The sequence below is a fragment of the Loigolactobacillus backii genome (assembly GCF_001663675.1).
GTDB lineage: Bacteria > Bacillota > Bacilli > Lactobacillales > Lactobacillaceae > Loigolactobacillus > Loigolactobacillus backii.
The window spans coordinates 1,690,479-1,707,907 of the sequence record NZ_CP014873.1; the positions used below are offsets into that span (position 1 = coordinate 1,690,479).

Consider the following 17,429-nt stretch of genomic DNA (forward strand, 5'->3'; position numbering starts at 1 on the left):
TGAGTTTAGGGCCCCTGCTATTTTATTGACGTTCACGTTTGAAATAGTTTAAGCTAATTGTAAGTATAAGTAAAGCGAGGAGGAACTGCCGTGGAAATTAAGCTAGTACCAGCAAAAGTACGGCAACAATTATTTGCGCCTAATTTTCTTGCCCAATTGAAGGCCGACATGATTCTTTTGGAAGTCGGAGCGGGGCAGGGATGGCAAACAACAGCAATTAAGACCTTTAATCAGCTTGGACGTGTGGCTGCTTTTAGGCATAAACAGCGTGAATTTTTAGTGGTCAATAAATATTGGCTTTACCAAGTTCACGTTACAAGTGAAAGTCTATCTGCTTACCAAACTGCCTTGCTGGCGATTGGCCGTGAGTTAAAACAGGCCAAGCAGTTTAAAGCACGGCAGTTTACAATTGATACTCAGGCCCAGACCTCAGTTTACGGTATTTTGAATATTACGGATGATTCATTTTCCGATGGTGGGCAGTATTTCACAACTGAGAAGGCAGTTGCCCGTGCAAAGGAAATGGTTGCCCAGGGTGCTGCTGTGATCGAATTAGGCGGTCAATCAACTCGTCAAAGTTACAATGAGATCAGCGCAGATGAAGAATTACGCCGTATTTTACCGGTATTAAAGGCTATTAGAAACACCATCAATGTGCCAATCGCTGTTGATACTTATAAGTATCAAGTGGTTGCGGGTGTACTGGCCGCCGGCGCAGCAATTATTAATGATGTCAGGCCAGTGACCGCCGAAATTTTAAACGCCGTTGTTCAGGCCAATGCGGGGCTAATTATTATGCATACGCAAAACACAACGCATTACCAAGATTTAATAACGGATATTCACCAGTATTTTGCAAATACGATTCAAACGGCAATTAAGGCCGGCCTGACCCGCCAGCAACTAATGATTGACGTTGGCCTAGGTGGCGATTTCGGTAAAACTTACGAACAGGAATATACATTGCTACACAATTTAGATGCTTTTAATGATTTAGGCGTTGCAACTTTAATAGCACCTTCACGAAAAGGATTCATTGGGAAACTACTGAATTTACCAGTTAGTGAACGATTGGTACCAACAATGGCCTTATTTGCAAATTCAACCAGTTTAGACGTTAATTTTATGCGTGCTCATGACGTTGAAGAAACCCGCCAAACACTAACAATTATTGATAAAGTAAAGCGAAGTTTTGCGTATTAAGTTGTTGGTCGGCTATTAATTTATGACTGTGTTGAAAAGGGGGGCAATGATGGGCCAAATCAAAATAACTAATATGCAATTTTATACGTATAATGGCGTTTTAGAGGAAGAAAACAAGTTAGGTCAACGCTTGGAAGTCGACGTTGCTTTACAGGTTCCTTTTGAAAAAATTGGAACTAAGGATGACTTACGGCAGACGGTAAATTACGCTGCCGTTTACCAAACAATTGCTCAGTCGGTTAAAACACACCAATATCAATTAATTGAAAGCTTGACCAATTATTTAACCCAGGTAATATTGGCCGCATACCCTAAAGTGATGGGGATTAAGCTAGAGCTTCGCAAATATAGTGTGCCAATAGATGGTATTTTTGATCACGTTGCAGTTGTCAGTGAGGTGAAGCGCGATGATGCATGATGTGTATTTGAGTTTAGGTGCTAATCTTGGTGACCGTAAGCAGGCGCTGAGGAAGGCAATTATGGCGTTAAAAAAGGATTCTGAAATCAGCGTTCAGCAAATTTCAAATTTATACCAGACAGCCCCAGTTGGTGGCGTTAAACAGGATGATTTTTATAACTGTGCGCTATATTTGCGAACCTCATTAACACCAACGGCCTTATTAGTAAAACTGCAGCAAATTGAAGCAGCAGGTAAGCGGCAACGAAAAGTTCACTGGGGCCCGCGCACAATTGATTTAGATATTTTATTGTATGACAATTTAAAAATTAAAACACAATCACTGACAATACCACATTCACAAATGCACCGCCGTGCGTTTGTATTAATTCCTTTATTGGAAATTACAACTGGAAAATTACACCAACGGACATTAATTTTATTACAGAATTTAGGCGATCAACAACAAATTGAGAAGATTGGGAGTGTATTCGATGAAGCAAACAGAGTTGAAAAAGATTGAATTAGCCGTTCAAACTATTTTGGAAACAGTTGGCGAAGATATTAAGCGACCAGGTTTAAAAGAGACACCGGCGCGGGTTGCACGAATGTACGCGGAGATTTTTGCCAGCGTGAAGCAGACGGAATTTACGGATTATAAAATGTTTAAAACGGATAGCGAAAATGATCTCGTGATTGTTAAGGAAATTCCTTTTTACTCAATGTGTGAACATCATTTACTCCCTTTTTGGGGAACGGTTAGTGTGGGCTATGTTCCTAAGGCAGGCCAAATTATTGGCCTGAGTAAAATTGCTCGCTTGGTGGATTACGTTGCCAAACGGCCTAGTGTTCAGGAACGGCTAACTTCACAGATTGTGACTGAACTGGATAAAATTTTACGGCCAGGTGGTATTGCGGTGGAAGTTAAGGCGCGCCATATGTGCATGGAAATGCGCGGTATCCAAAAAACAGGAAGTGAAACGGTCACGGCCGCCTTTTCTGGAGGCCTAAAAAATGCGGTAGCTAAAAGTGAATTCCAGCAACGATTGGCATTGTGATTTTGCGGCCGTAAATAGTCAAAGAACTAAGTGGTTGCTGCCACTTTAATAATTGATGTTGCGACATTTGAAAAGGTAGTGATACTCAAATGAAAACAATTATTTTTGCGAGTCATAACCGGAAAAAGCTAGCGGAATTGAGTCAATTAATGCCGGCTAACGTTAATTTGATTTTACCGAAAACAATTAATTTTCCGGCGGAAGGTAACGTTAGTTATTACGCTAATGCTAAGGCTAAAGTAATGACGTTAAGAAATATTAATTTACCAATTTTGGCAGACGATTCCGGAATTGAGTTTAAGGCTCTACCGCAATCTTTTGGTGTTCGAACACGCCGGGACCTGGCCCAAATTCCACCGGCGCAGTGGAATGATTATTTATTAAAAAGATTGGCCGGTGAAACGAATCGGCAAGTTAGCCTACGAAGTGTGCTTGTTTTACGGTTGCCGAATGCATTGTGGTTGAGTGCTGAAGGATGTGTTACCGGTCAATTAGTTAATCTGGCTCGCGGTCATTATAGTGGTGGCTTTGATCAACTATTGGAATTACCAGGCCTAGGTAAAACATTGGCCGAACTACCGGCTGAAAGACGCCGGCAGTATAGTCACCGCGGCCGTGCTGTGGTTAATTTAATGCAGCAGTTGGGCCAACTGAAATGGTAATTGCCACATGGTTCAAAAATAGGCAAAAAAGCAGTACAATGAAGTTGGTAACTAGGATTTAAATTAAATGGGGGTTTTAAAAAAATGGCAAAAGTAGAAAGTTTTACGTTGGATCATACAAAGGTTAAAGCACCGTATGTTCGTTTAATTACCGTTGAAACGGGCAAAAAGGGTGATGAAATCTCTAACTTTGATTTACGTTTGGTTCAACCAAATGAAAACGCAATTCCAACTGCAGGTTTACATACAATTGAACATATGTTAGCCGGATTATTGCGTGACCGAATGTCTGGTGTGATTGATTGTTCGCCATTTGGCTGCCGGACTGGTTTTCATTTAATAACTTGGGGTGAACACTCTACAACCGAAGTTGCTGAAGCTTTGAAGGGCTCACTTGAATTTATTGCTGGACCAGCGACTTGGGATGACGTTCAAGGAACTGATATTACAAGTTGTGGCAATTACCGCGACCATTCATTGTTCTCCGCTAAGGAATGGGCAAAGAAGATTTTGGCAGAAGGTATTAGTTCAGATCCCTTTGACCGTAAAGTCGTAACTAAATCATTGTAGCTTCTTGAATTAACGGCACAATTTAATTTAATATTGTAAAATAAAATTTCCCTCAATTAGTGGACGGCTAAGTCTACTAATTGGGGGAATTTTGAATTACTATTCTTTTTTCTTAGCCATTTTATCAACTTTGAAGGGATTGCCTTGTTCATCAGTAACAAAAATATTATGGGAAGCCTTAAAACTGATACTAAGTTGCTTACCACTGGCAACTTCCTGCACCGCAATTGGACCATCAAATGGTTCGTGTTTGATGACCTTAATTTGAGTTTCTAATTTTAAATTAATATCGCGTAAGTAAATTAGAAGATCATGGTCATCGATAAAACGTTCAATGGTGACCGTTTTACCATCGGGAATATCATCCAAGACAGTATAACTTTCTTCTTGAAAGTTACCATCACGATCAGGAATGACACCACCATGAGGACAGTGGGTTGGGTAGTTGAGAAACTTATCAAGGTGCGCTAGTAGCTCAGCACTAGTTGCGTGTTCCAGAACCTCAGCCTCAGGGTGAATATCTGCTAACGCAAAATCAAGCGTAGAAGCCAGAAAAGTCTCCCATAAACGGTGTTTACGAATTAATAGGATGGCCTGATCGAGGCCCTTTTTTGTTAATGAAATATCATCGTAAGGTTTATGTGAAACAAGGCGTTCTTTTTTTAATTTAGAGATCATCTCTGTCACTGAACCAGCCGCAATACCTAATGCTAAAGCAATTTGTTTATTTGAAACTTCACGTTTAGCACCGCCGAGTTCGAATATTATCTTCAAATAATCTTCTTTAATAGGCGTCATTGACGTTATCACGCTCCTATAGCAAAATTCTAACATTAAAAATTTATTGTTTATAGTATACCGCAATTATAATGAATTAGGCAACGACACTAAACTGAATTGGATGACGAAACTGTAACAAATATTGTAAATCCTGAATTATTCACCATAAGTTCTCCAAGTACAGTGTCACCCCGGTATCATGGGCGGTACTGTGTTTTTTATTTTTCACCTTTTTAGTGCAGAAAAAGAACCTCCGATTTGGTATAGTTGATTCACCACAAGTCAGCTATCCACCCAAAGAAAGAGGTCCTTCTCATGGCAACTTTACCGGGAAAACGAGTTAATTTCAATCCTAAATTACATATTTCGCACACTGGTGGTGAACTTTCCACTGATGCTGGGCTAGTGTTGGTCAAAGAATTAATGGCGCAACTCAATTTCACGACCTTAGCGTATCAATTAGTCCATTTTGATGACCAGCGCCATTACGCTCGTTACAGCAACGTTAGTCTACTAGAACAGGTCGTGCTGCAGTTGATCGCCGGTTACCCGGCCGATCTAGCTGCCACCAGTTTGCGCAATGACCCCACATTTAAATTACTATTGGCACAACCGCAATTGGCCTCACAACCGTCATTATCCCGTTTTTGGCAACGCTGTGACGAGCAGACCATCACCTCATTACAAACGTTGAATCAAGCATTGCTTGACCAAGCGTGGACTGGCGCCAAGCAACAACAGCTGATCCTCGATATTGACTCGACTCACGCCGATACTCATGGTCATCAGGAAAAAACGGCCTTTAATGCGCATTACGGTACCACGGGTTACCATCCGCTGGTCGCTTTTGACGGGCAAACGGGCCACTGTTTAAAGGCTCAATTGCGCCCAGGTAATGTTTATACCAGTACGGATATTGCCCCCTTTATCACACCACTACTACAGCACTATCATCAAGTCAAACCGAACGCTGATATCTTGGTCCGCGGGGATAGTGGCTTTGCGACTCCAGAATTATACGAAACTTGTGAAGCCAACGACACTTTTTACTTGATCCGCCTGAAAGCCAATCGGCGGCTGAACCAACTGGCTGAACGTTTTGTTCAGATCAGTGATGAGCAGAATTGGACTGAGACCGAGGTCCATTATTATCGCGCGTCTTATCAAGCCCGATCATGGTCTAAGCCGCGCCAGATCTATATTAAATCAACTCGACCAGCTGGTGAATTGTTATTTCAACATGAATACCTCGTGTCCAATTTAACGAGTTTTGTCGCCGAAGATGCATTTCACGCCTATCACCAACGGGGTCAAATGGAAAACTATATCAAGGAAGCCAAGGCTGGCTTTTACCTGGATAAAATGACTAGCTCGCAATTTATACCAAATTATGCCCGCATGATGCTCAGTGTCCTCGCTTATAATTTAGTCAGCTTGATGCGCCAATTGTTGCCTGTACAACATCAGCGATTACAGGTTACAACCTTGCGCTTATGGCTGTTTAAAGTAGCGGGTAAGCTGGTGACCAGCGGCCGGCAACTTTATCTAAAATTAAGCCGCCACCACGTCTATCAGGATTTGTTTTATCAACTGTTAGCTCGAATCCAAGCGCTACAGTGGGGCTAAACTGGTGCAAAAAATCAAAAAAAGTCGGTTCGGCCAAGGGGCAAGTATGCTCAAAATTGAGGATCAAAAATTTATCCAGCCCCATAATTTGGTAGCCTTTAGCAAAAACAGTACATCTTGGTTTGACTACGCCATAGCAGCACGAGAATTGGTCCAAAATTGTGCGGTATGCCGATATTAAACCTCGTATGAATAATTCGGGTAAATTAATGACATAGGTGTAAAAACTTTAGAAAAAATTAAAAATATTGTACACTAGATCTTGTGAGTTAAAGAGTAATCAACTCATGGGTTAGTGGTTAGTAGACGTAGATTATTTTAGCCGTTTGTGTCAAATGCAATCATAATTAACTTATTAAATGGTAAACATAACTGTAAAATTATCTTAAAATACGTTATACTAAGCACTAGAAACTTCGGGGAACGTTTACGTTTTTCTGGTTCGAAATTATTGAAGTGAATATGAATAATAACAAGGAGGCTGTTATATGACGAAAGCAAAATCTAAGAATCATTTCTCTACATACGTAGCTGCGGGAGTTGTTGGTCTGGCCGGGGCAGCATTGGTTGGAACTTCACAAGCACAAGCAGCAACTACCAAGGGTAAGGTTAATTTTCAAAATGGCGCAACGACTGTTTGGAATAACCCAAGTCAAGGATTAACTGCTAATCATTATTTAACGAGTGGGCAAACGGTTAATGTCGAAAGCCAGCAGCAAATTGCTGGTGAAACATGGTATAACGTTGGTAATGACCAGTGGGTACCTGCTAAGTACGTTACAGTCGCTCAGCAAGCAGCAACAACTGCTAAAAAAGACACCGTTACTTCTAAGTATCAATCTGGCGCAACGACTATTTGGACTTCACCAACTAGTGGTCAGCCAACTGGTAAATATTTAACTTTCAAACAAACAATTAATGTAACCGCACAAAAACAAGTTTATGGATTAACTTGGTATCAAATTGGGACTAACCAGTGGGTACCAAGTGCTTACGTAGCGTTAAATGATCCAGAATTGGCAAACACGCAAGTTGTTACCCAATCAGTTTCTTTAACGGCGACGGCAACTAAGAGCTCAACTGCTGCTAATACAACAGCTGCAGCAACACCAGTTAGTGCGGCAACGACTTCACAGGCTAGTGCAACACCGGCTTCAAGTGCTGAACAATCAACTACAAGTACGACTGCTGCTAGTCAGGCTGCCACACAAGCAACCGCAACTTCAGCGGCTAATTCAAGTCAGACAGCTGCAACCTCGGCTGCCAACGCTAGTCTAGCTCAGGAACAGTCAAGTGCCGCGGCTACTAGTCAGGCTGTTGCCCAATCAGCCGCAACTTCAAGCGCCAATGCTAGTTTGGCAGTTGCTTCAAGTGCTGCCGCAGCAAGTCAGGCTGCGGCTCAGTCAGCTGCAACTTCAGCGGCTAATGTTAGTCAGGCGCAGTCAAGTGCTGCGGCTACTAGTCAGGCTGTTGCCCAATCAGCTGCAACTTCAAGCGCTAATGCAAGTCAGGCCGCTGCGCAGTCGGCTGCAACTTCGGTCGCTAATGCAAGCCAAGCTGCAGCCCAGTCGGCCGCAACTTCAACTGCTAACGCAAGTTCAGCCGCTGCCAGTCAAGCAGCTGCAACCTCGGCTGCTAATGTGAATCAAACTCAGACACAATCAAGTGCTGCAACTGAAGCAACTAACACAGTTCAGACAACACAAAGTAGCCAGGCTAGTACGACACCAGTTTCGACTACACCAAGTCAAAGTGCTGCTAGTACTGCAAGCACAACAACTGATCAATCAGCAGTTCAAAAGGTAATTGCAGCTGCGCAGTCACAAATTGGTGTTCCTTACGTTTGGGGTGGTCATACGGCCAATGTTGGGTTAGATTGTTCTGGCTTAACTAGTTATGCCTTCTCAGCTGCAGGCATCAGTTTACCAGCTTACACAGTTTCACAAGAAAGTGCCGGTCAAAAGGTTTCCATTAGTGCTTTACAACCTGGTGATTTGGTCTTCTGGGGAGCTGCTGGGGCAACTTATCACGTTGCGCTATATATTGGTGGTAACCAGTACATTGCCGCACCACAACCTGGTGAAAACGTTCAAGTACAATCGATTTCTAGTTACTTCGAACCATCATTTGGTGTACGAGTACTTTAGGCAGATAAAAGATCACTCTAGGATTGTCCTAATTCGACAATTCTAAGGGTGATCTTTTTTGTGTCTATATAGGTTTAGATAAACCATTTTTATGGAAGCGTGATGATCGTTAATTGATTCAGTAAAGGAGTGTGGACCAAAAATCGGTTTTGGCCCACGTTCTAGAGTAATTACTCGAAAAATAGTAAGGAGCTGGGACTTTTGTTCCGGCCGTTATTTTTCGGTGGTTTGTGTTTCAGCGGTGTGATTATAGTTACCATAGATGTAAAAGTACTGGTTACTAACGCCGTCAAAAGTTGGGTTCATACTATTTTGATAAGTTTCCGCGTTGGATAAGGTTGTTGCTGAAAGACCAAGCTCTTTACGGATTTTTTTCGATAAACGATTTAATTCCTTAGTTGAAGCAACTTGGTAGGAAGAGCCGGTAATCCAGGCATCTTGGCCTTGAAGTTGGTCAGATTTTATATCGGCGGTAGCCCCGCGGTAGTGGAGGGCAAGCGTTTTGATTTGAGCAAAGGTTAAATTGGTGCGGACATTCTTTTCTAAATCCTTTAAAACCTTGTCGTAATCAAACAGCATCTTTGGCGTAGCGGCTTTTTTCAAAATTGCTCGAATGACTTGTTGTTGCCGAATTTGCCGCCCATAATCACCACGCGGATCCTCATGGCGCATTCTAGTGTATGCAAGTGCCTGTTCACCGTTTAAGTGGTGCATTCCCTTTTTGAACTTTTGGCCGCCAGTCCAAACACTAGTGAAGGAAAACGGAATATTAACGTCAATACCACCGACATCATCAACTAGCGTCTGAAGAGCGCCCATATTAATAGTCATGTAGTAGCTAACGGGAACGTTTAATAGGTGCTGGACGCTATTAACGGCCATTTTAGAGCCACCCAGATCATAGGCAGCATTGATTTTCTGCATAGTACTATTTTTTGAACCACTTAATTCTGCCAGCGTGTCACGGGGAATAGAATTTAGAGTCATTTTCTTAGTATCTGGGTTAATTGTTGCGAGAATAATTGTATCTGAGTTACCACGGTAAGTTCGCCCGGCGGCTCCTGTATCAGCCCCTAATAGTAGAATACTAACGGGCTTGTGTTGTTGAATAGTGGTTGTCGTTGGAATGCCATCCTTAGCGTACATACCTTTAATTGTCTTACCGGTATCGTGGTAAAATTTAACGATAAAAATACCACTGAGAATTAGAATAATTGAAATAATGAGTAATAGAATCTTAATGAATGGGTGGCCTTTTTTTGGTGGCCGCTGTGCCATTCGCGAGGGTGTGTCAGTCTCTTCCATGTCTTCCTCCTATTGCTGCAATCTGTTTCTATTATAGCCGATTTTTTAACGATAGCAATTAGGGTTAGTGGTTTAAAGGATTATTATAAAATTAAGAAAATGGGTTTGACATTAGAAAATGATGGTGTTATTGTTAGAAACAAGTTAAATAATTCAAAGTGTTGAAGAGAAGAGTAGCTGAATTATTTTTGTTAGCGAGCCCTGATTGGTGAAAGTGGGTAAAAATAAATTTGGTGAAGATGGTCTTGGAGCTTGTTAGTTGGTACTGTAAGCAGTGCTAATTATCCGTCTGCAAACGATAACTTGCAAAGGTATAGTCAGTAAGATGTACCTGATAAGGTCATGATTGTGAAATCAAGGCAAATATGGGTGGTAACGCGAAAGCTTTCGTCCTTGTTACGTTAAAGTAACGGGATGAAGGCTTTTTTATTTTATGGAGGCGAGCATATGATGTCCGTAGAGCAAGATTCAAGTAAGCAGTTGGTACTAAATACGACTAATGATTTTAAAGCGAAGACGTTAACAATTCTGGTGTTGAATTTAATGCCAAATAAATTGGAAACCGAGGGACAATTTGTCGATTTATTAAATGATCAGAATCATAATCTGGCCTTAACTTTCCTTTACCCGGAAACGCACCACTTTAAGTCGGCCGACACATTACCTTACTTACAGGAAAGTTACGCCACCTTCTCGCAAATTAAAGCAGGTTATTACGATGGATTAATTATTACCGGAGCACCAGTCGAGACACTTGATTTTTCGTTGGTGGATTACTGGCGTGAATTTGGTGAATTGGTTGATTGGTCAAAGACACACGTTTCGCAAACCTTATTTATTTGTTGGGCGGCGCAAGCAGGATTGTTTCATGATTATGGTATTAAAAAATATCCGGTTCGGCCTAAAATATTTGGTATTTTTGGGCATGAAGTTCGGCAGCAGGCGCCATTAGTTGAAGGATTACCGGAGACTTTTTATTTACCACATTCACGTAACACAACATTAAAGTCCGCCGATATTCTGGCGCACCCGGATTTGCGTTTATTGGTGGATGATTCTGATGTTGGTCCCGTGATCGTTCAGAGCAGGGATGGCCGGCAAACTTTTGTGACCGGACACCCAGAATACAGTACCCAGACATTAGCCAATGAGTACCGCCGTGACTTAAAGGCGGGGATTCCGATTACATTACCGGAAAATTATTTTTACGCTAACGATCCAACACAAAAAATTATCAATCGTTGGCAACCGGCAAGTCAGCAATTGATAAAGAATTGGTTCAAGTCATTTAAATAAAATCATTTCTAAATTAAGTTGATTAATAAAATAAACTGCACACTAATTTAAAGGAGAGAACAATAATGAGCGATAAAAAATTAAGATTTGAAACATTACAAGTCACGGCTGGTCAAACGGTTGATGAAACTGGTGCTCGGGCCGTTCCGATTTATCAAACAACCTCTTATGTTTTTAAAGACGCAAAACAGGCTGCTGGCCGTTTTGCACTTACGGACGCAGGAAACATTTATACCCGGTTAACCAACCCAACAACGGATGTGCTGGAAAAACGGGTAGCGGCATTAGAAAACGGAACTGCTGGTGTTGCGCTGGCTACTGGATCAGCAGCAATCACGGCGGCAATTTTAAATGTTGCTGAGACGGGCGATGAGATTGTTTCGGCAAGTACCATTTATGGTGGAACCTATGATCTTTTCAGTGTCACACTGAAACGGCTTGGAATTACCACTCATTTTGTTAATCCTGATGAACCAGCTAACTTTGAAGCGGCTATTAACGAACACACTAAAGCGCTGTACGTTGAAAGTATTGGTAATCCTGGAATTAATTTAGTTGATTTTGAAGCAATTGGTGCAATTGCGCATAAACACGGTTTAATTTTAATTGTTGACAACACTTTCGGGACGCCATACCTAGTTCGACCATTAGATCACGGTGCTGATGTTGTTGTACATTCGGCAACTAAATTTATTGGCGGCCACGGTACTTCAATGGGTGGCGTTATTGTAGAGAATGGCAAGTTTGATTATGCCGCTAGTGGTCGCTATCCTGGTTTTACCACGCCTGATCCTGCCTATAATGGCCTAGTTTGGACGGATGTTGCACCGGCTACGTTTACAACTAAGGCACGTGCGCAACCATTACGTGATACAGGTGCTGCAATTAGTCCGTTTAACTCGTTTTTATTAATTCAAGGTCTGGAATCACTCTCTCTGCGCGTAGAGCGGCACGTAAGTAATAGTCGCAAGATCGTTGAATTTTTAAAAAACCATCCTAAAGTGGCCTGGATTAACTACCCTGAATTACCTGATAGTCCTTATAAGTCGTTGGCAGATAAGTATTTCAAAAATGGCGTTGGTTCAATCTTTACGATTGGCTTAACTGGCGGTGAAAAGGCCGGTAAAAACTTTATTGAAAAGCTCAATCTGTTCTCACTTTTGGCCAATGTTGGTGATGCTCATTCATTAGTGATTCATCCGGCTTCAACAACTCACGCTCAGTTAAGTGAAGCGGAATTAAAGCAGGCCGGGATTACACCAGATCTGATTCGGCTTTCAATTGGGATTGAAAACGTTGATGATTTAATTGCTGATCTTGACCAGGCGCTAGCGCAAGTTTAAAGGAGAAATATAGATCGAATAGGTGGCCGGATAAGGTTACTTATTCGGTCTATATTTTTGCTGAAAATAGTTCAAAAAAATAGAAACCAAGTTGGTTATTGCAATTAAGCAAACCAATTGATTTCTATCTTCTAACTACTTTAACGATGAATCTTCATTAATTAAGCGTGTAATTTTATTGATTTCAGCGTGGGCGTTTTCGGCAGAATCTCGTGGAATGATGAACTGAGACTGCATTTTATGCGGATCTAAATTTAGCGGAACCGTTATTACGGATAAAAACGACTGCTCATTAACAACTTGGTTAATTGGTTCTTGTGCCGTTAATGCAGCAATTTTCTCTGGGTGTGCCTTTAGTGGAATTAGATAATCAGCCAGAACACGGTAAGCATAGTATTCGGCCTCTTCATAAAGCTCTCCTTGGGCGCTTAACTTAGGAATATTTAGAAAATCAATTAAATATTGTTCATCACGTTTAGTGGTTCGAGTGGTAAAGCGGTAATCTTTGCTGTCTGTCATCATGCTTCTCCTTTAATCGTCACAAAAATAACCGCTAATTTTCTTAAATGTGATTTTAGGTAACATTAAGTTAAATTAACAGTTTTTTCATCTATATCTAATGTATGCCATTTAAGTGTTATCTGCAATCTATTTGGCAAAATATTTAACGGACGAAACTTTAGTACTGAGAAGTGGGATAACGTAAGTAGGTTAATGGTATTGGTGCTCCAATTCATAAACTAGTTCTGGATCGTCACCAGTTCGCTGATTTTTATTTAATTGATTGAGGTTTGTCATGTCAACATCACTTAGTGTGAAGTCGTAAATCGCGGCATTTTGAGCAATGCGGGCCGGATTCTTTGACTTAGGAATAAAAGATAGACCCCGTTGTAAATGCCAGCGTAAAATGATTTGTGCTGGCGTTTTAGCGTATTTAGTGGCCAATTGTCCGATGACCGGGTCCTTTAAAACAGTTCCACGGCCCAAGGGACTCCAAGCCTGAGTAATAATGTGATTTGTCTTCCCGTAACTGACCAACGCTTCCTGCGATAAGTAAGGGTGGTTTTCAATTTGATTAACAACTGGCATTTCGTTAGCTTGAGTTGCTAGGTAATCTAAGTGAGTTTGGTGAAAATTAGAGACACCAATTTCACGAACCGTTCCTTCTTGTTTTAGGTGCTCAAGCGCCCGCCAAGTTGCAAAAAAACTAGAGTGAATTGGCCAGTGAACTAAGAGTAGATCGACGTAATCAGTGTCTAGACGTTGCAAAGAATCGTCAAAAGAGGCCAACGTTTCATCATAGCCCTGATTTTTTTCGGCAACTTTAGTGGTAATAAATAACTCACTACGGGGCACGTTAGTCTGTTTTAGCGCTTTACCTAACATTGTCTCGTTAGCGTAGGCCTGTGCGGTATCAAACAAACGGTAACCAGAATCAATTGCCTGGTTGATTGCCGCATTCATTATTTTCTGATCGTCTAACTTATAGACACCGAATCCTTCGATTGGCATTTTATAACCGTCAGGAAATGAATACTGGTCCATAATTGATTTTGTCATAGTATTAGCTCCTTCAAATTTGAATTCAATCTAAGTCTAGAACATTTTGGACTTAAAGCAAACTTAGCTTGCCTTTTTTTCTTGCGGTTTATCGAAGAAAAAGGTTAATAAACCACCGGCAATTAGGGCAACTAATACCATCAAACAATTGCCAATTGTAAATTGCCAAGTAGGGGTAATTCCGCGTTGAACCAAGATAAGAATGGCGGCCAAAACGACCCCCCAAACGATGGCGTAAATCTGCGCTTCAAATTTCTTTAGTAAGTAGGTCATTAATCGGGCCATAATAAATAGTCCTAGAACGGCACCAATTGTAAATGGCACCAAAAGTAAAATTGTACTAAGTACGGACGCTGCGGCGTGGAAATCAGCCTTGAAAAGGGCGATGAAAAAATCAATGACTTGGCCCATTGCGTTGTAAATTGTACCGTATTGGCCGATAACCATTAACATAATAGCACCTGAAATACCGGGGATCATCATTAAGGCAACAACGAAGAAACCAGCAAACAGCATTGTTCCAAAGGCCATTGGCGAATTTAGACTGGCTAAGGCAATGTGATTTTCGGCCTGACTATTTGTGGACAACTGCGTTAATCCGTAAATAAAGCCGAAACCAATCAATGGCCAAAATAACTGATACCAATGAAATTTTAACGGCTTAACTTTGCGCCACATAAACGGAATTAGACCTAGCATTAATCCAATAAATAGGGCGTAACTAGGTAGTGGAAACTGGACTGTCAACCAGAGAACTCCCTTTGTTGCCGCTATGATGCCGATTAGAGCACCAACGGCAATCGGGGTTAGAAAACGAAGACTGGCAAGTGGTTGGCGTCTTAATTGATTGATCTTGGCCATAATTGGTTCGTAAAGCCCGACAACAACGGCAAAAATACTACCGGACAGACCAGGAATAACGAGCGCTAACCCAATAAAAAAACCTTTAATTGCATTTAACATAGCTGACCCCCTCAATTTTTTGATCTTATTATGCTTAATTGCAAGCGTTTCTCTAAGTATACGAAATTCCTAGGGGGATTGTCACCTTATTTGGTGGTTTGATTGAACGTCAATGGCGAAGTAGGTACTTCAATTCCGGCCGTGGTTAAGGCTTGCATATAGGCCGCCAAGTAATCGCTTTGGATGCGGCCCTGCGCACCATTCTTAGTGTAAAGGACAACACGTAAGGCTAGATTACCGTTGCCAAGGTCTACAATTCCGAAAATATCGGGACCACTTTCAATGTCAGGGTACTTGGGGGTTAGTTCTTGGTTAACCTTATTTAAAATAGCCGTTACTTTTTCTGAATCCGTTTTTGGAAAAAGTCGGACATCAAGCTGAACGCGCATGTTGTTACGGGAAAGATTACTAACAATATTAATGTTGCTATTGGGAATGTAATTCAAAGTACCATCGAAGCTTTTAACTTGGGTAACCCGCAAGCCGAGTGCAGTAACGATACCTTCAATACTACCAATGATCACGTGGTCACCTACATCGAGTTGTTGCTCCAATAAAATAAAGAAGCCGGAAAGAATGTCCTTTACTAAGTTTTGTGCACCTAGACCAAGTGCCACACTGAGAATACCAGCGCTAGCAATCAACGTTCCAACGGGCACACCAAGGACACTTAAAACGGCGTAGAGATAGAAAAAAAAGATTACGTATTTAACGGTATTATTAACTAAAATAAAAATCGTTTGGGAACGGCCCTCACTAATGTTACGGTTAACCTTATAAGTATTGAAGCTGCGATCAATTAATAACCGCGCTATTTTATTAATTAACCAGAATAATAGTGAAAATAGAATGATTTCTAAAACTGTACCGAAAATTTTGTTAAGAATATCGATCCATTGAATACTTTCAATGAAGCGGGTTAATAAATTTGCCTGATGATTGACACTTTTATTAAGCGCAGCCTCTGTTAGTTGCATTGTTGCTAGCATAATGTCACCCTTTTTTTATAATATAAATAAGTGTAACAAAGGCGACTTTAAAATAGCAAATCGCTACTCTTTGATTGAAGAAAGCGTTAAATGATGCTATCCTAAAATTATTAAGTAAAAGACTTGTGGTCAGAAGTCAAGTAGGTGATACGTAAAATATTGATAGTTCTAATTGTGAGGAGAGTATACTTCCCCCAGCCCAGTGAAGTACAAAAATTCACTGGTTAGAAACTTGCAATGTTAGCGATGTTCGTCGCGCTAGACCAATTTAGGAGGCGTGTACAGTTTATGTTCAGTTAGTAGATTAATAATTAACCGAACCAGCTTCCTAGCGGTCAACACACAAGCTCGACGATGTTGATACTTTGGTACCTCCCGGAACTTCTTCTGGTAGTACCTGGCATAAGTGGGATCATAGCGCCTTACTGAGTTGGCAGCTTCAACTAAGTAATAACGTAGGTATTGGTTACCACTTTTGGTTCGCGGCGTTAATTGTCGCTCATGATTTCCTGATTGACTGCGTTGCCATGATAAGCCAGCGTAGCCGGCGAGACTAGCATCATTGGGGAAACGGTCAATTTGGCCGATTTCAGCCAGTAATCCGGCCGCATACACTGGTCCAATTCCCGGAATACTTTGGAGTGAGTCTGCACCTGAAATGACCGAGCACAGATCAGAAATGCTTTTATTTAACAGCTTTAGCTGTTGATTAAGCATCCGCAACTGATTAGCGTACATGGCCAATACTTGATCAACGGAATCGGCAACCGTCTTGCTAAGCCGATAAGAACTTCTAATGGCTTTCTTCAGTGCTTTGGCAACACTTTTGGCATCGCCAAACCGGCCATGAGATAAATGATTTAGCTCATCAGTTAAGGCTGACAAGGGTATCTGAACCAGGTCATCTAGGGAATACTTCTCATCACTCAGAATGCTAAGCATGGTTGACCCAAAGACTGAGGTAGGCAAGACCGTATCGATGGTGTTCACCTTGTAGTACAGGTTATTTAAAAAGTGATTTTTACAATCATTGATCTGATGGACTAAGTGGTATCGTTCCCGGGTCAAGCGTTGTAAAGCGATGTGCTTTTCATCGCGGGTAACCGGAACTTGATACCGGCCGATCCGTAAGAAATCGGCAATGTGAAAGGCATCAACGGTATCGGTCTTATCATCATCAAATAACTTACTGTAACGGTGCGTCACTTTAGGATTCAAGGTGACCACAGTCACGTTTAACTGATTAAGGCGATCATCTTGTTCAAAGAACAAGGTTGGGTGGAAATTATAAACTGAGGTTGCTTCCATGCCGATAATAATTTGGTCAGCTTGCTGAGACCGCTTTAAAATCTCATCACGAATATGACCGGCCCCCTTCGGGGTGTTTGTTACTTCACCTTGGAAACACACTTGCTTATTTGAATCCATTCCACAATAATCAAGCTTCAATTTTGAAACATCAATACCAACATTCAAGTTCATTGATTCAGACCTCCTTTCCGTTCTTATTTTGGATAGGCTTGGGTGCTG

17 protein-coding genes are annotated in these 17,429 nt (G+C 41.4%); 10 read left to right on the forward strand and 7 right to left on the reverse strand.

Annotated features, from left to right (window positions below; genetic code table 11):
* Nucleotides 1-90: 90 nt before the first annotated feature.
* The 6 genes from folP (at nt 91) to AYR53_RS07510 (ending at nt 3,890) form a co-directional block, all read left to right on the forward strand.
* Nucleotides 91-1,203, forward strand: coding sequence for a dihydropteroate synthase (gene folP, locus AYR53_RS07485; protein ID WP_238595659.1), 1,113 nt, complete (start codon nt 91-93; stop codon nt 1,201-1,203).
* 49 nt (nt 1,204-1,252) lie between these two features.
* Nucleotides 1,253-1,621 carry a dihydroneopterin aldolase gene (gene folB / locus AYR53_RS07490; RefSeq protein ID WP_068223399.1) on the forward strand — a complete coding sequence of 123 codons (369 nt, stop codon included), beginning with the start codon at nt 1,253-1,255 and terminating at the stop codon, nt 1,619-1,621.
* A complete protein-coding gene (folK, locus tag AYR53_RS07495) occupies nt 1,611-2,123 on the forward strand; it encodes a 2-amino-4-hydroxy-6-hydroxymethyldihydropteridine diphosphokinase (RefSeq protein WP_225359716.1) in 513 nt (170 codons plus the stop codon). The genes folB and folK overlap by 11 nt, the downstream gene beginning before the upstream one ends.
* On the forward strand, nt 2,095-2,658 hold the full coding sequence (gene folE, locus AYR53_RS07500; RefSeq protein WP_068223402.1) for a GTP cyclohydrolase I FolE: 564 nt from the start codon (nt 2,095-2,097) through the stop codon (nt 2,656-2,658). Before folK ends, folE begins: the two co-directional genes overlap by 29 nt.
* Before the next feature lie 89 nt (nt 2,659-2,747).
* Nucleotides 2,748-3,320, forward strand: coding sequence for a non-canonical purine NTP pyrophosphatase (locus tag AYR53_RS07505; RefSeq protein ID WP_068223405.1), 573 nt, complete (start codon nt 2,748-2,750; stop codon nt 3,318-3,320).
* Nucleotides 3,321-3,404: 84 nt separating this feature from the next.
* Nucleotides 3,405-3,890, forward strand: coding sequence for an S-ribosylhomocysteine lyase (locus tag AYR53_RS07510; protein ID WP_068223408.1), 486 nt, complete (start codon nt 3,405-3,407; stop codon nt 3,888-3,890).
* 99 nt (nt 3,891-3,989) lie between these two features.
* Here the strand turns inward: AYR53_RS07510 and AYR53_RS07515 are convergent, their stop codons facing one another.
* Nucleotides 3,990-4,688: a metal-dependent transcriptional regulator gene (locus tag AYR53_RS07515; protein WP_068223411.1), complete on the reverse strand. Its 699-nt coding sequence runs from the start codon at nt 4,686-4,688 to the stop codon at nt 3,990-3,992.
* Between the two features lie 297 nt (nt 4,689-4,985).
* Here AYR53_RS07515 and AYR53_RS07520 point away from each other — a divergent pair, with 297 nt between their 5' ends.
* Nucleotides 4,986-6,296 carry an IS1380 family transposase gene (locus AYR53_RS07520; RefSeq protein ID WP_068279064.1) on the forward strand — a complete coding sequence of 437 codons (1,311 nt, stop codon included), beginning with the start codon at nt 4,986-4,988 and terminating at the stop codon, nt 6,294-6,296.
* A 488-nt stretch (nt 6,297-6,784) separates the two neighbouring features.
* Nucleotides 6,785-8,443, forward strand: a complete 1,659-nt coding sequence (locus AYR53_RS07525; protein ID WP_068223414.1) for a C40 family peptidase — start codon at nt 6,785-6,787, stop codon at nt 8,441-8,443.
* A 213-nt stretch (nt 8,444-8,656) separates the two neighbouring features.
* On the opposite strand, the gene AYR53_RS07530 is transcribed toward AYR53_RS07525, so the two are convergent.
* The gene (locus tag AYR53_RS07530) at nt 8,657-9,748 is read right to left on the reverse strand and encodes an LCP family protein (RefSeq protein ID WP_100077715.1); all 1,092 of its coding nucleotides are present in this window, start codon (nt 9,746-9,748) and stop codon (nt 8,657-8,659) included.
* A 447-nt stretch (nt 9,749-10,195) separates the two neighbouring features.
* Between AYR53_RS07530 and AYR53_RS07535 the strand changes: the two genes are divergently transcribed.
* Both AYR53_RS07535 and AYR53_RS07540 read left to right on the forward strand, forming a co-directional pair.
* Nucleotides 10,196-11,044, forward strand: a complete 849-nt coding sequence (locus AYR53_RS07535; RefSeq protein ID WP_225359777.1) for a homoserine O-succinyltransferase — start codon at nt 10,196-10,198, stop codon at nt 11,042-11,044.
* Between the two features lie 65 nt (nt 11,045-11,109).
* Entirely contained in the window at nt 11,110-12,387 is a 1,278-nt protein-coding gene (locus tag AYR53_RS07540) for an O-acetylhomoserine aminocarboxypropyltransferase/cysteine synthase family protein (RefSeq protein ID WP_068223417.1), read from the forward strand.
* A gap of 135 nt (nt 12,388-12,522) precedes the next feature.
* Here AYR53_RS07540 and AYR53_RS07545 read toward each other — a convergent pair whose 3' ends face one another.
* From AYR53_RS07545 to AYR53_RS07565, 5 genes are all read right to left on the reverse strand, one after another.
* Nucleotides 12,523-12,906, reverse strand: coding sequence for a hypothetical protein (locus AYR53_RS07545; RefSeq protein WP_225359776.1), 384 nt, complete (start codon nt 12,904-12,906; stop codon nt 12,523-12,525).
* A 192-nt stretch (nt 12,907-13,098) separates the two neighbouring features.
* Nucleotides 13,099-13,947 carry an aldo/keto reductase gene (locus tag AYR53_RS07550; protein WP_068223424.1) on the reverse strand — a complete coding sequence of 283 codons (849 nt, stop codon included), beginning with the start codon at nt 13,945-13,947 and terminating at the stop codon, nt 13,099-13,101.
* Between the two features lie 63 nt (nt 13,948-14,010).
* Nucleotides 14,011-14,910 (reverse strand): DUF368 domain-containing protein, encoded by a 900-nt coding sequence (locus AYR53_RS07555; RefSeq protein ID WP_068223427.1) that lies wholly within the window; start codon nt 14,908-14,910, stop codon nt 14,011-14,013.
* Nucleotides 14,911-14,996: 86 nt separating this feature from the next.
* The gene (locus tag AYR53_RS07560) at nt 14,997-15,899 is read right to left on the reverse strand and encodes a mechanosensitive ion channel family protein (RefSeq protein WP_068223431.1); all 903 of its coding nucleotides are present in this window, start codon (nt 15,897-15,899) and stop codon (nt 14,997-14,999) included.
* Between the two features lie 258 nt (nt 15,900-16,157).
* On the reverse strand, nt 16,158-17,381 hold the full coding sequence (locus AYR53_RS07565) for an IS110 family RNA-guided transposase (protein WP_068222268.1): 1,224 nt from the start codon (nt 17,379-17,381) through the stop codon (nt 16,158-16,160).
* Nucleotides 17,382-17,429 lie beyond the last annotated feature (48 nt).

What these genes read in the sequence shown, in the direction of transcription:
- folB (WP_068223399.1), top strand. Translation starts at nt 1,253, where the DNA reads ATGGGCCAAATCAAAATAACTAATATGCAATTTTATACGTATAATGGC.
- folK (WP_225359716.1), top strand. Translation starts at nt 1,611, where the DNA reads ATGATGCATGATGTGTATTTGAGTTTAGGTGCTAATCTTGGTGACCGT.
- folE (WP_068223402.1), top strand. Translation starts at nt 2,095, where the DNA reads ATGAAGCAAACAGAGTTGAAAAAGATTGAATTAGCCGTTCAAACTATT.
- AYR53_RS07505 (WP_068223405.1), top strand. Translation starts at nt 2,748, where the DNA reads ATGAAAACAATTATTTTTGCGAGTCATAACCGGAAAAAGCTAGCGGAA.
- AYR53_RS07510 (WP_068223408.1), top strand. Translation starts at nt 3,405, where the DNA reads ATGGCAAAAGTAGAAAGTTTTACGTTGGATCATACAAAGGTTAAAGCA.
- AYR53_RS07515 (WP_068223411.1), bottom strand. Translation starts at nt 4,688, where the DNA reads ATGACGCCTATTAAAGAAGATTATTTGAAGATAATATTCGAACTCGGC.
- AYR53_RS07520 (WP_068279064.1), top strand. Translation starts at nt 4,986, where the DNA reads ATGGCAACTTTACCGGGAAAACGAGTTAATTTCAATCCTAAATTACAT.
- AYR53_RS07525 (WP_068223414.1), top strand. Translation starts at nt 6,785, where the DNA reads ATGACGAAAGCAAAATCTAAGAATCATTTCTCTACATACGTAGCTGCG.
- AYR53_RS07530 (WP_100077715.1), bottom strand. Translation starts at nt 9,748, where the DNA reads ATGGAAGAGACTGACACACCCTCGCGAATGGCACAGCGGCCACCAAAA.
- AYR53_RS07535 (WP_225359777.1), top strand. Translation starts at nt 10,196, where the DNA reads ATGATGTCCGTAGAGCAAGATTCAAGTAAGCAGTTGGTACTAAATACG.
- AYR53_RS07540 (WP_068223417.1), top strand. Translation starts at nt 11,110, where the DNA reads ATGAGCGATAAAAAATTAAGATTTGAAACATTACAAGTCACGGCTGGT.
- AYR53_RS07545 (WP_225359776.1), bottom strand. Translation starts at nt 12,906, where the DNA reads ATGACAGACAGCAAAGATTACCGCTTTACCACTCGAACCACTAAACGT.
- AYR53_RS07550 (WP_068223424.1), bottom strand. Translation starts at nt 13,947, where the DNA reads ATGACAAAATCAATTATGGACCAGTATTCATTTCCTGACGGTTATAAA.
- AYR53_RS07555 (WP_068223427.1), bottom strand. Translation starts at nt 14,910, where the DNA reads ATGTTAAATGCAATTAAAGGTTTTTTTATTGGGTTAGCGCTCGTTATT.
- AYR53_RS07560 (WP_068223431.1), bottom strand. Translation starts at nt 15,899, where the DNA reads ATGCTAGCAACAATGCAACTAACAGAGGCTGCGCTTAATAAAAGTGTC.
- AYR53_RS07565 (WP_068222268.1), bottom strand. Translation starts at nt 17,381, where the DNA reads ATGAACTTGAATGTTGGTATTGATGTTTCAAAATTGAAGCTTGATTAT.